We start from the raw sequence: 12,160 nt of genomic DNA on the forward strand, positions 1-12,160 counted from the left end.
AAAGATGAAGATATATCAAGAATTAAGTCTTTAGCATTTGGATAATATAACCATACGTTTGAAGTTAAGAGGATATTTTTTTTGTTGAAATCAATTTACCATATTAAGTAAATTGATTTCAACTAGCACAATAGATTAATTTAATGTTTAACTAGTATTTTAAAAATATAGTATTTATTTTACTTAGGGAGATGAAATGATGAAGGTTATTCCTGTTCGTGAAGCTATAGGTATGGTTTTATGCCATGATATTACACAGATCATTCCTGGCAAGTTTAAAGGTGTTGCATTTAAAAAGGGACATATTATACAAGTCAAGGATGTGGATAAGCTCTTAGATATTGGAAAGCAAAATATTTATGTGTGGGATCTTAAAGAAGGTTTTTTACATGAAAATGATGCTGCAATGAGAATGGCAAAAGCAGCTATAGGCAAAGGGATAGATCTTACATTACCAAAAGAAGGGAAGGTTAGCTTAAAGGCAAAGAAAAAGGGATTATTAAAAGTTAATATTGAAGCTCTTGATAAAATCAATAATATAGAAGATACAATGTTTGCAACCTTACATACGGATATTGTAGTAGAAAGTGAAATGGTAGTAGGAGGTACAAGAATTATTCCTCTTGTCACTGAAGAAACCAAGGTTATAGAGATAGAGGAAATATGTAAAAAAGAAGGTCCAGTAGTTGAAATTTTACCATTAAAACCTATGAAGGCAGGTGTTATTACAACTGGAAGTGAGATATATACAGGTAGAATAAAGGATAAATTTGGACCTTTAATTATAGACAAGCTTGAAGAACTTGGAGGAGGTGTAATAAAGCAAATATTAGTATCAGATAGTGTAGAGATGATAAAGGACGCAATAGATGAGCTTCTTAAACTTAAAGTTGATATGATACTTGTAACTGGAGGAATGTCTGTTGATCCAGATGATGTTACTCCAACAGGAATAAAAAACTTTGGAGGAAATATAATTACATATGGGGCACCAACTTTACCAGGAGCTATGTTCTTAATGGGATATATAGATGATATTCCTATTATGGGACTTCCAGGTTGCGTTATGTACAGTAAGAGAACTATATTCGATCTCATTTTACCTAGAGTAATGGCAGGGGAAAAAATAGATAAAAAGTCTATTAGAAGATTGGGTCATAGTGGACTATGTTGGAATTGTGATATATGTAATTTTCCAAATTGTAGCTTTGGGAAAGGTTAAATAAATCTAAAGGGGGATTAATTAGTGTTAAAGAAAAATTTGAAAATTAATGGGGTTTTAAAAACAATAGTTGTAAGTCCAGATGCTACTTTAGCTGATGTACTTAGAAAGCAGTTATTACTTACAGGTACAAAGGTAGGCTGTGGAAAAGGGGAATGTGGAGCATGTAATGTTATTCTAAATGGAAAGGTTGCTAAAGCATGTATTGTTAGAATGAAAAGAGTTGAAAATGAATCTGAAATTATAACTATTGAAGGTATAGGCTCACCAGACAATCTTCATCCAGTTCAGCTTGGATGGATGATACATGGAGCAGCTCAGTGTGGATTTTGTACACCAGGTTTTATAGTTTCAGCAAAGGCTTTATTAGATGAAAATAATAATCCTACAAGAGAAGAAGTTAGAGATTGGTTCCAAAAAACTAGAAATGTATGTCGCTGTACAGGATATAAGCCATTAGTTGATGCGGTAATGACTGCTGCAAAACTTATTAGAGGTGAGATAACAAAAGAAGATGTATGGTATAAGCTTCCTGAAGGAGCTAGTATTTTAGGAACAGATTATATAAGGCCTTCAGCTTGTGCAAAGGTTACTGGAACTTGGGATTTTGGAGCAGATCTTGGAGTTACGCTTCCTGAGGATACTCTTCATATTAAACTTGTTCAAGCACAGGTATCGCATGCAAATATAATTTCTATAGATATTAGTGAAGCTGAAAAAATGCCAGGTGTATACAAGGTAATAACATATAAAGATGTTAAAGGTAATAATAGAATAAATGGATTAGCTTTTCCATCTAATCTTGGAGATGGACTTGATAGACCTATACTTTGCGATGAGAAGGTCTTCCAATTTGGAGATGCTATAGCTATGGTTCTAGCAGATACTCCAACTCATGCTGAGGAGGCATGCAAAAAAGTTAAGGTTGAACTTGAAGAACTTCCAGCGTATATGAGTGCTCCAGAAGCTATGGCAGAGGATGCTATTGAAATTCATCCAGGAACACCTAATATATATTATACAACAAAGGTAGTAAAGGGTGAGGATACTGATAAGATATTTGAAGAATGTGAATATGTAGTTGAAGATGATTTTTATGTAGGAAGACAACCGCATCTGCCAATAGAGCCTGATGTGGGATTTGCTTTCTTTGGAGAAGATGGAAAATTAAATATACATTCAAAGAGTGTAGCACTTCATTTTCATGCTCTTATGATAGCAGATGGCATTGGACTTTCTGCTGATAAAATAGCTATTGTTCAAAATCCTACTGGAGGAACATTTGGATATAAATTTAGTCCGACTATTGAAGCCTTATTAGCAGTTGCAGCTATGGAAACTAATAAGCCAGTATACCTTGAATTTAGTATGTATCAACAAATAACTTATACAGGAAAGAGATCTCCTTTCTTCATTAATGTTAAAATGGGTGCTGATAAGGATGGAAATATTAAAGCACTTGAGAGTGACTGGAGTGTAGATCATGGACCATATTCAGAATTTGGAGACCTTCTTACTATGAGAGGATCACAGTTTATAGGAGCTGGATATAATATAGATAATATACGAGGAGAAGGAAGAACAGTTTGTACAAATCATGCATGGGGTTCAGCTTTTAGAGGATATGGATCACCACAAGCATTATTCTCATCTGAGGTTTTAATAGATGAGCTTGCAGAAAAAGTTGGAATGGATCCATTAGAATTTAGATATAAGAATGTATACAGAGAAGGAAGTACAACTCCATCAGGTTGTAAACCAGACATTATATGCTCCCCTGAAATGATAGAAAAAATGAGACCTATCTATAATGAGGTAAAGAAAAGAGCTAAGGATAAGAATTTAAAATCAGAAAATAAAAAGTACGGAACAGGGGTATCTCTTCTTATTTACGGTTCTGGACTTGATGGAGCTGATAGCTCAGAAGCTTGGGCAGAGCTTACTCCGAGTGGAGTTACAATCGGAAACTCATGGGAGGATCATGGTCAAGGAGCAGATATGGGAACACTTGCTATTGCACATGAATCATTAAAGCCAATAGGAATAAAGCCTGATGATATAAAGCTTGTTATGAATGATATGAACCTTACTCCTAATAGCGGACCGGCAGGAGGAAGCCGTTCTAATGTTCTTACTGGAAATGCTACTAAGGTTGCATGTGAGAATTTATTAAAGGCAATGAAAAAGGATGATGGAACTTATAGAACTTACTCAGAAATGATTGAAGAAAATATACCTGTAAAACATGATGGTAAATGGACTGCAGCTTGTACTGCATGTGATGTTGAGACAGGACAAGGAAATCCATTCCCATGTTATATGTATGGTCTTTTATTAGCAGAAGTTGAAGTAGATATACAAACAGGAAAAGTTAATGTTGAAAAGCTTACAATTATTTCGGATGTAGGTACTATAGTTAATAAGCTTGTAGTAGATGGACAGATTTATGGAGGTCTTGCACAAGGAATAGGTCTTGCACTTAGTGAAGACTTTGAAGATTTGAAGAAACATACAACTCTTACAAAGTGCGGAATTCCTAATATAAAAGATGTAACAGATAACATAGAACTTATTTATATGCAAACAGAGAGACCATATGGTCCATATGGAGCATCTGGAGCAGGAGAAATGCCACTTTCAGCACCTCATGCTGCAATTATAAATGCAATACACAATGCATGTGGAGTTAGAATAACCAAGCTACCTGCACTTACTGAAAAGATAAAGGCTGGACTTAACAAATAGAAATTTTCAAGAACCTAAAGTAAATGCTTACTTTAGGTTCTTTTCAAAAATACTTAAAAGGGGATAAGCCTATGAATCTTGAAAAAATACTTGCAACAGAGAACCTCTGTATAAACGATAATTTAGCACCATGCATAGCTTCTTGTCCTATTCATGTTGACGTAAAGGGTTTTATTGAGCAAATACAAAAAGGTGATTTTAAGAGTGCATATAAGATTCTTCAAAAAAGAATGCCTATGGCTAAAATAATAGCTAGAGTTTGTGATCATCCATGCTATAACTCTTGTGTTAGGAATAATAAAGGAGGATCAGTTTTAATAAGTGATCTAGAAAAAGCTGTTGTACAGTATGGAGCAAATGCAAAAATAAAGAAGCTTCCTATACGTGATAATAATAAAAAGGTTGCAATTATAGGTGGAGGAATTAGTGGTTTAACGTGTGCAATAGACCTTAGAAGCAAGGGGTACTTAGTAACTATATTTGAAAAAGATAACACATTAGGTGGTAGGTTAAGAAAAAAGACTGAAGATATAATACCAAGTAGTATTCTTGAAGAGGAAATTGATAATATTCAAAAATCAGGAATACAAATAAAAAAAGGAAAAACTATATCGAGACTTGATATAGATAAATTAAAATGTGATTATGAAGCTGTATACATAGGAACAGGAAATTGGGAAGAAAAATTGGATGTAGATAATACAACCTTTCAAACTCAAATTAAAGGAGTGTTTTGTGGAGGAAGAATTGTAACAGGTAATGAATCCATAATTTTATCTGTTTCAACAGGAAGAAGATCAGCTATTTCTATTGATAGATATATTAATAAAAAGTCTCTTGTAGCTCTTAGAGATAATGAAGGGTCATATAAGACAAAATTAAAGGTTGATACAAAAGATATTGATGATTGTAAACAAGTAGTAATAAATACAAAGGAAGATGCTATTTTAGAAGCAAAAAGATGTATATTGTGTGAGTGTCATAAATGCTATAAGGCTTGCTCTCATCTTCAATATGAAAAACTAGACCCAAAGGCATATATAAGAAAGATTAATCAAAATGAAAGAGTTATACTTGGAGATCGTTACGCTAATAAGACTATAAATTCTTGTATGCTATGTGGATTATGTAAAACTGAGTGTCCAAGCAATATTGATATGAGTGAGATAATAAGAGAAACAAGAAAAAGCATGGTTCAAAAAGGAAAGATGCCCTTATCAGCCCATGACTTTGCCCTAAAGGATATGGAATTTAACAATAGTGATTATTTTACTCTTTTAAAGCACCAACCAAATATGAATGAAAGTAAGTTTTTATTTTTTCCAGGATGCCAGCTTTGTGGATCATATCCAGAATACGTACAAAAATCGTATGATTATTTAATACAAAACCTAGATGGAGGTGTAGGACTTTACCTTGGCTGCTGTGGAGCTCCTGGAGAATGGGCAGGAAGAGAAGATTTATTTGAGGAATCAATGAAAAATGTTTCAAGATCCTGGGAATTAATGGGTAAGCCAATAATTATAGTTGCATGCTCAACGTGCTATTACATATTTAAAAAATATCTTCCGCATATAAAACTAGTTACTCTATGGGAAGTTTTGAATGAAAAGGGAGTAAGTAATGAAATAAAAAAACATAAAAAAGATCTAGTTATGCATGATTCATGTACAGCAAGAGATTATCCTAATATCCATGATAGTGTAAGAAAAATCTTATCAAAGCTTGGCTATGGAGTTATTGAGCCAAAGTATACCAAAAAAAATACACAGTGCTGTGGTTATGGAGGGCTTTCATATTTTGCAAATAAAGAATTTAGCAACTATGCAACAGATAAACGTATTGAGGAGCATGAAGGCGATTATCTTGCATATTGTGCTATGTGTAGAGATCTTTTTGTATCAAGGGGAAAGAATACTTTTCATATTTTAGACCTTATATTTGGAGAAAATATAGATGAATTATCAAGTAAAAAGGGACCGACACTTTCTCAAAGACGTGATAATAGATTGAAACTTAAAATGTCTATACTGAATATATGGGGAGAAAAAATAGATTTAAAGGAAGATTACGGCGATATAAACCTTATAATAGATCAAAATGTTAAAGATATTATGGATGATAGATTAATACTAGAAGGCGATATTAAAAAAGTAATAGGTATGGCTGAGGAAAATAAAAATATATTTTTTAATCCAAAAACTAACAAGTATCTAGCCTTTAGAAGAATCGTGAATGTAACATATTGGGTTGAGTATGAAAAAATTTGTGATGATTATAAAATTATAAAAACATATACTCATAGAATGGATATACAGGGGGAGTAGTGATGGATGTAAACAAAGAAAACTATGATGAAGAGTGGATTTGTCAAAAATGTAATTATCCTGTTAGAGAAGGTCGTGTTAAAGCAATTTATTTATCTGGTAATTTTGAAGTTGAATTATTAAAATGTCCAATTTGTAAAAACGTATTAGTTCCTGAAGATTTAGCAATTGGGAAAATGCTTGAGGTTGAAAAAGGACTAGAGGACAAATGAAAAAAAATAATGTATATGAAAGTGATGATATAAGATGTGTTACAGGAAATACACTAAGACCTGGAGGTTTTTTATTAACTAATAGAGCGGTATTACTTTGTAATATTTCAAAAAATCAAAAGGTATTAGATGTTGGATGTGGAATGGGAGCTACGGTAGATTTTCTTAAAAGTGAGCTTCAAATAGATGCTTGTGGAATAGATCCATCTCAAAAGCTTATTGATCGAGGGATAAAACTTAAGAATTTACCTATTATAAAGGGAGTTGGAGAAAGTATACCGTATGATAATAAAGTATTTGATGTTGTATTTGCTGAATGCACTCTTTCTCTTATGAAAAAATATGAAGACACAATACAAGAAATACACAGAGTTTTAAAGCCAGGGGGATTTGTAATTATTTCTGATGTATTTGCAAAAGAACCTGATTATATTGATGAACTAAAAAATAGTAATGTTCAAACCTGTTTAAGAGGACTACTTGATATGGGAAAGCTTTTAATAGAAATTGAAAGTAAAGGGTTTGAAGTAATAAATTTAGAAGATTGGACATCACTTTTAAAGCAGTTAATGGTAGATATAATATTTAAATATGATTCTATGGATAAATTTTGGAATGTTACTACATGTGAAAACTGTTCGGATTTTAAAACTAAATTATCTTTATGTAAACCAGGATATTTTTTTATGATTGCAAAAAAGGGGGATTAAAAAATGCAAGATGCATTTGATATGTACAAACTGGCTTCTGAGGGATTTTGCTGTAGCCAGATACTTATTATGATGGAGCTTAAAAAAAGAGGTTGCGAAAATAAGGAACTTGTAAAATCCATGACAGGATTTTGTGGAGGAATAGGTGGAAGTGGAAAAACATGTGGAGTAATATCTGGAGGTGCTTGTGTTTTTGGTTTTTATGCAGGAAAGGCAGATTCAATAGATGTAAAGGATAATAATTTAAATAAAATGATTAGTGAATATATAGAGTGGTTTGAGAATGAATATGGAAGTTGTGATTGTGAAGACATAATACAAGAGGATAATCTTGAAGAGATAATATACAACAATAAATATCCTGTAAGATGTGGGAATTTAATGACACAATCTTATAAAAAAGTAAAGAGTATACTTAAAGAATACGGATATATAGGAGATTAAAAATGGGAGAGATTATAGGGGTTACTAAAAGTATATGTCCTATATGTTTTAAAACATTAAAGGCATATAAGATTAAGAAAAATAAAGATATTTATATTAATAAAAAGTGTAGGGAACATGGAAAATTTGAAACTATAATTTGGAGAGAATCACCAAACTATAATTCTTGGAAAAGACCTAAGACTGCTGCATATCCAAAAAGTCCCTTTACTGAAGCATCGAGTGGATGTCCACATGATTGTGGGCTGTGCAGTAATCATAGACAACATACTTGCACTGCACTTATTGAGGTTACACAAAAGTGTAATTTAAACTGCAAATTCTGTTTTGCTAACTCAGGCAAGAATAATGAACCAGATATAGAAAACATAAAGTATTACTACCAAAGAGTTATGAAGGCATCGGGAAATTGTAATATACAATTATCAGGAGGAAAGCCAACCTTAAGAGAGAACCTTGACGAAATTATAAAATTAGGACATGATATGGGATTTAGCTTCATACAGCTTAATACTAATGGATTAAAGCTTTAGAATTAGATGGGTTTTCTATAGATGATTTTAATAAGGTATACAATCCAATAGGACTTGAAATAAATGCAGAAACCCCTGAAGAAATTGCTGTAAGCATTGCGGCTGAACTTATAAAAGTTAGGGGAGATTTAATGAAATGAAAAAATATGCAGCCATAATATTATCAGCGGGATATTCTTCACGTATGGGAGAGTTTAAGCCTGTTATGGACTTGCATGGACAAACTGCGATAAATAGAGTGATAAATACTTTTAAAGAGGCCAATATTGACAATATATATGTTGTATCTGGTCATAATGATGATTTGATAAAAAACATTGTTGATGCTAAGGTAGTACATAATAAATACTTTGATAAGGGGATGCTAGAATCAGTAAAAACAGGGGTATCGCAATTATCAGAAGATATAGATGCTTTTTTTATACTTCCAGTAGACATTCCTTGTATAAATTCATATACATTAAAAACTATTATTCATGAATATGAAAAGAGAAACTATATTGTAATTCACCCTACCTTTTCTAATATAAAAGGGCATCCACCTTTTATTTCGACTTCTATTTCTAAAAAAATACTCAGCTACAATGAATCAGGAGGATTAAAGAATCTATTATCTTTTTATAAAGATAGAAGTAAAAATATTCAGGTTGCAGATAGAGGAATTTTACTTGACATGGATAATAAGGAAGATTATAAAGTTATATTAGACTATATATCATATTTTCCATATCCTGATGAGCTTGAATGCAAAGAAATTATGAGAATCTGTAATGTCAATGAAAAAACTAAGCTTCATATGGAATATGTAGCCAAACTTGCCAGAGTAATAGCCTTAAAACTTAATGAAAATGGTTGCAATATAAATATAAATCTTACATATACAGGTGCTTTATTACATGATATTAAAAAGGGTGAAAAGCAACATGCTAAACAAGGAGCAGTTACTATAAGTAAACTAGGTTATCCTTGTCTTTATGAAGTAATAAAATCTCATATGGATATATCTGAGATAGAAAAAATAGGAGAGAGAGAAATTATATATATTTGCGATAAGTTAATAAAAGAAGCTCAAATGATTGATATAAACGAAAGACATAAATCTTCAATTAATAGATACAAAAATTGTGAAGATGCTGTTAGCAATATAAACAAAAGGTTTGACAATGCAAAAAAAATAAAAAATATGATTGAGGAGATTATAGGATGCCAAATAGAAAAGCTTCAAATAAAAGGCTAATATACCTTATAAGACATGGTCAAACAGAGCTTAGTGGAGAAAAAAGATATGTAGGTCATACTGATTGTTCTCTTTCTGGTGAAGGAATTGAAACAATGAAAAGACTAAAAAGTACTTTTTTAAATACTTCTATTAATCATGTGTTTTGTAGCGATTTATCAAGAACAAAGCAGAGTGCAGATATATTGTTTAAAAATAAAAAAATACATTATATGAGAGAGCTTAGAGAAATTAATATGGGTATTTGGGAGGGATTAACTTTTAAGGATGTAAAAACTATGTATCCTAAAATGTTTGAGAAAAGAATAGATAATATAGGTGATTTTATTGTACCTGATGGGGAATCTTTTAGAGAGTGTCAAATAAGAGCAGTATTGGCTATAAAAGATATAATATCTAAAACAACTGGAAATCTTGCTATATTAGGTCATGCTGGATTTTTTAGAGCATTAATTACGCATATTTTAGATATAGATATAAAGCATATCTTTAATATAAAGCAGGATTATGGATGTATTAATATATTAATTGCTGATGATACTTTAAAATTAAAAGGAGTGAACTTAAAGAAAATTGTGGAGAGTAGATAATGAAAAATACAGTATATGAAAAATGGATAGAAAAATGTATTTTGGGTGAAAATACTCATAAAAATATAACATTAGAGGATTTGAGAAAATATCAGTTGGATAGTCTAAGAAGGGTCATGGATTATGCAAAGAAAAATAGTCTTTTTTATAAGAATCTATTAAAAAATATAAATCCATACGAAATAAATAGTTTTGATGATTTTTCAAAAATTCCATTTACATTACCTGAAGATTTAAGAAATAGATCACAAGATTTTTTATGCGTACCTCAACATATGATTTCTAGAATAGTTACTTTAAAAACCTCAGGAACCACGGGTAAGCAAAAAAGAGTTTTCTTTACAAAAAATGATTTAGAAAAAACTATAGATTTTTTCTATAATGGAATACAATATCTTGCTTCAAAGGGTGATTGTGTACTTATTTTAATGCCTGGACAAAGTTATGGTAGTATAGGTTATTTACTTAAAAAGGCACTTGAAAAATTAAGCTGTGAGGCGATAGTATTAGGGACTGTTAAGAATTCATTTGAGGTATTAGAATTAATGAAAAATAAAAAAATTGACTGTATTATAGGAATTCCTATACAAATTTTAAATCTTGCTAAAGTAAAAATGAATAATAAACAGTATGAGAATATAAGCTTAAAAAGTATACTTCTAAGTGCAGATTATGTTCCAAATACTATTAAAGAAGCTACAGGCAAAGCTTTTAACTGTAAAGTATTTACTCATTATGGTATGACTGAGATGGGATTTGGTGGAGGTGTTGAATGTGAAGATCTTTCTGGTTATCATATGAGAGAAGCTGATTTTTATTTTGAGATTATAAATCCTGTATCTAGAGAAGTTATGCCATTAGGAGATACGGGAGAGGTTGTATTTACAACTCTTGCAAGAGAAGGCATGCCACTTATAAGATATAGAACTGGAGATTATACAAAATTTATAAGTGAACCTTGTAAATGCAGTGATGTTCTTCCAAGAATGGATTATGTAACGGGAAGAATAGAGGATAAAATAAAGGTTGAAGATTTGACCATAAGTATAGAACAACTAGATGAAGCTATGTTTAGAATAGAAGAACTTGTTGATTACAAGGCTGTTATAACAGAAAATAATACATTAGAAATATATACAAAATCATTAAATCAAAATAAATTAGTAAATAAAAAAGATATTGAAAAAGCCTTATACTCATCAAATATAGCTGGTATTTTGGATAAAGAAAAACTGTATTTAAAACATTGTGGAGAAATTGAAGAAGTAGAAATTAGTAGTGGAATGGTAAAGCGAAAATTAATAAAAAAGTCTTCCGTTTGAAGATTTTCAATGTAGACTTTTTTGAAACTCATAACGAAAATTATATTTATTCACAATTTGAAGATGAGTATAATTTTCTATTCGTTATAAAAAACAGGAAACTGACATTTTAGTTGGTTTCTTATTTTTTTGTTATGATATAATAAAATATTGAATACTTATATGTATCAAAAAGTAATCTTAGCGAGTTTAAGGGAATAGAGGTGAAATATGCTACATTTAACATTAAAAGATTCAAAAGAAAAATATATAACACAGGATGTATTAGATTTTTTTACTTATAAAGAGAGTTATAACAAGGTTTTAGTAAATCTTGAAATAGATTATGAGTTTATTCATGAAAAAAATGGATTCTTAAATGATACTTATTTGAGTTTGAAAGTAGGAGATAAAAGGTTATATGTGGTCAAAAATATAAAGAAATTTATAGAATACATTATAAATGAAGAAACACTGAATTTTGGTAAAAATTTCACTTTTGATCCTAGTATACATTATTTCAAGGAGAAGGATAAACTTATTATAGATTTATTAATGGAAATTTATGATACAGAAAAAGCATTAGATGAAATATCACTCTCTTTTAATAATACAAGTCTTTTTAAAGGAAAAAAAGTATATCTTCCTCAAAATATAATTAAGAAATTTTTTGAAATAGTTAATCAAGTACCATTTAATGTTGATTTGTAGGATAACCTGCACTAATAAATAATATGAGAAATACAAGGATAATATAGGATAACCATTGAAATACTAATAACTAGAGAGAACGGAAAGAGAAAATATAAGAAACAACATGAGAAATTATGCACATTAAC

General features: G+C 30.7%; 12 protein-coding genes. All 12 read left to right on the forward strand.

What is annotated here, in order from left to right; translation table 11 throughout:
* The first annotated feature begins 199 nt into the window (after nucleotides 1–199).
* The gene (locus tag N4A48_RS02265) at nucleotides 200–1,222 is read left to right on the forward strand and encodes a molybdopterin-binding protein (RefSeq protein WP_293664053.1); all 1,023 of its coding nucleotides are present in this window, start codon (nucleotides 200–202) and stop codon (nucleotides 1,220–1,222) included.
* Nucleotides 1,223–1,246: 24 nt separating this feature from the next.
* Nucleotides 1,247–3,967 carry a molybdopterin-dependent aldehyde oxidoreductase gene (locus tag N4A48_RS02270; protein WP_293664054.1) on the forward strand — a complete coding sequence of 907 codons (2,721 nt, stop codon included), beginning with the start codon at nucleotides 1,247–1,249 and terminating at the stop codon, nucleotides 3,965–3,967.
* Nucleotides 3,968–4,038: 71 nt separating this feature from the next.
* The gene (locus N4A48_RS02275; RefSeq protein WP_293664055.1) at nucleotides 4,039–6,294 is read left to right on the forward strand and encodes a pyridine nucleotide-disulfide oxidoreductase/dicluster-binding protein; all 2,256 of its coding nucleotides are present in this window, start codon (nucleotides 4,039–4,041) and stop codon (nucleotides 6,292–6,294) included.
* Between the two features lie 2 nt (nucleotides 6,295–6,296).
* Nucleotides 6,297–6,506: a DVU_1557 family redox protein gene (locus N4A48_RS02280; protein WP_293664056.1), complete on the forward strand. Its 210-nt coding sequence runs from the start codon at nucleotides 6,297–6,299 to the stop codon at nucleotides 6,504–6,506.
* Nucleotides 6,503–7,216, forward strand: a complete 714-nt coding sequence (trsM, locus tag N4A48_RS02285; RefSeq protein ID WP_293664057.1) for a DVU_1556 family methyltransferase — start codon at nucleotides 6,503–6,505, stop codon at nucleotides 7,214–7,216. The genes N4A48_RS02280 and trsM overlap by 4 nt, the downstream gene beginning before the upstream one ends.
* Before the next feature lie 3 nt (nucleotides 7,217–7,219).
* A complete protein-coding gene (locus N4A48_RS02290) occupies nucleotides 7,220–7,660 on the forward strand; it encodes a DVU_1555 family C-GCAxxG-C-C protein (protein WP_293664058.1) in 441 nt (146 codons plus the stop codon).
* Between the two features lie 2 nt (nucleotides 7,661–7,662).
* A complete protein-coding gene (locus N4A48_RS02295) occupies nucleotides 7,663–8,193 on the forward strand; it encodes a radical SAM protein (RefSeq protein WP_293664059.1) in 531 nt (176 codons plus the stop codon).
* A 47-nt stretch (nucleotides 8,194–8,240) separates the two neighbouring features.
* A complete protein-coding gene (locus tag N4A48_RS15005) occupies nucleotides 8,241–8,333 on the forward strand; it encodes a hypothetical protein (RefSeq protein ID WP_334303769.1) in 93 nt (30 codons plus the stop codon).
* Entirely contained in the window at nucleotides 8,330–9,430 is a 1,101-nt protein-coding gene (locus tag N4A48_RS02305; RefSeq protein WP_293664060.1) for a DVU_1551 family NTP transferase, read from the forward strand. The genes N4A48_RS15005 and N4A48_RS02305 overlap by 4 nt, the downstream gene beginning before the upstream one ends.
* Nucleotides 9,397–10,020 carry a histidine phosphatase family protein gene (locus tag N4A48_RS02310; RefSeq protein WP_293664061.1) on the forward strand — a complete coding sequence of 208 codons (624 nt, stop codon included), beginning with the start codon at nucleotides 9,397–9,399 and terminating at the stop codon, nucleotides 10,018–10,020. Before N4A48_RS02305 ends, N4A48_RS02310 begins: the two co-directional genes overlap by 34 nt.
* Nucleotides 10,020–11,342 (forward strand): DVU_1553 family AMP-dependent CoA ligase, encoded by a 1,323-nt coding sequence (locus N4A48_RS02315; protein ID WP_293664062.1) that lies wholly within the window; start codon nucleotides 10,020–10,022, stop codon nucleotides 11,340–11,342. The genes N4A48_RS02310 and N4A48_RS02315 overlap by 1 nt, the downstream gene beginning before the upstream one ends.
* Before the next feature lie 210 nt (nucleotides 11,343–11,552).
* Nucleotides 11,553–12,032 (forward strand): hypothetical protein, encoded by a 480-nt coding sequence (locus N4A48_RS02320; protein WP_293664063.1) that lies wholly within the window; start codon nucleotides 11,553–11,555, stop codon nucleotides 12,030–12,032.
* Nucleotides 12,033–12,160 lie beyond the last annotated feature (128 nt).

Origin of the sequence: Tepidibacter sp. (genome assembly GCF_025210165.1) — a bacterium.
In the GTDB taxonomy this organism is placed as follows: Bacteria; Bacillota; Clostridia; order Peptostreptococcales; family Peptostreptococcaceae; genus Tepidibacter_A.

Coding starts and splice junctions, on each gene's coding strand:
- N4A48_RS02265 (WP_293664053.1), top strand. CDS start 200: ATGAAGGTTATTCCTGTTCGTGAAGCTATAGGTATGGTTTTATGCCAT.
- N4A48_RS02275 (WP_293664055.1), top strand. CDS start 4,039: ATGAATCTTGAAAAAATACTTGCAACAGAGAACCTCTGTATAAACGAT.
- N4A48_RS02280 (WP_293664056.1), top strand. CDS start 6,297: ATGGATGTAAACAAAGAAAACTATGATGAAGAGTGGATTTGTCAAAAA.
- trsM (WP_293664057.1), top strand. CDS start 6,503: ATGAAAAAAAATAATGTATATGAAAGTGATGATATAAGATGTGTTACA.
- N4A48_RS02290 (WP_293664058.1), top strand. CDS start 7,220: ATGCAAGATGCATTTGATATGTACAAACTGGCTTCTGAGGGATTTTGC.
- N4A48_RS02295 (WP_293664059.1), top strand. CDS start 7,663: ATGGGAGAGATTATAGGGGTTACTAAAAGTATATGTCCTATATGTTTT.
- N4A48_RS02305 (WP_293664060.1), top strand. CDS start 8,330: ATGAAAAAATATGCAGCCATAATATTATCAGCGGGATATTCTTCACGT.
- N4A48_RS02310 (WP_293664061.1), top strand. CDS start 9,397: ATGCCAAATAGAAAAGCTTCAAATAAAAGGCTAATATACCTTATAAGA.
- N4A48_RS02315 (WP_293664062.1), top strand. CDS start 10,020: ATGAAAAATACAGTATATGAAAAATGGATAGAAAAATGTATTTTGGGT.
- N4A48_RS02320 (WP_293664063.1), top strand. CDS start 11,553: ATGCTACATTTAACATTAAAAGATTCAAAAGAAAAATATATAACACAG.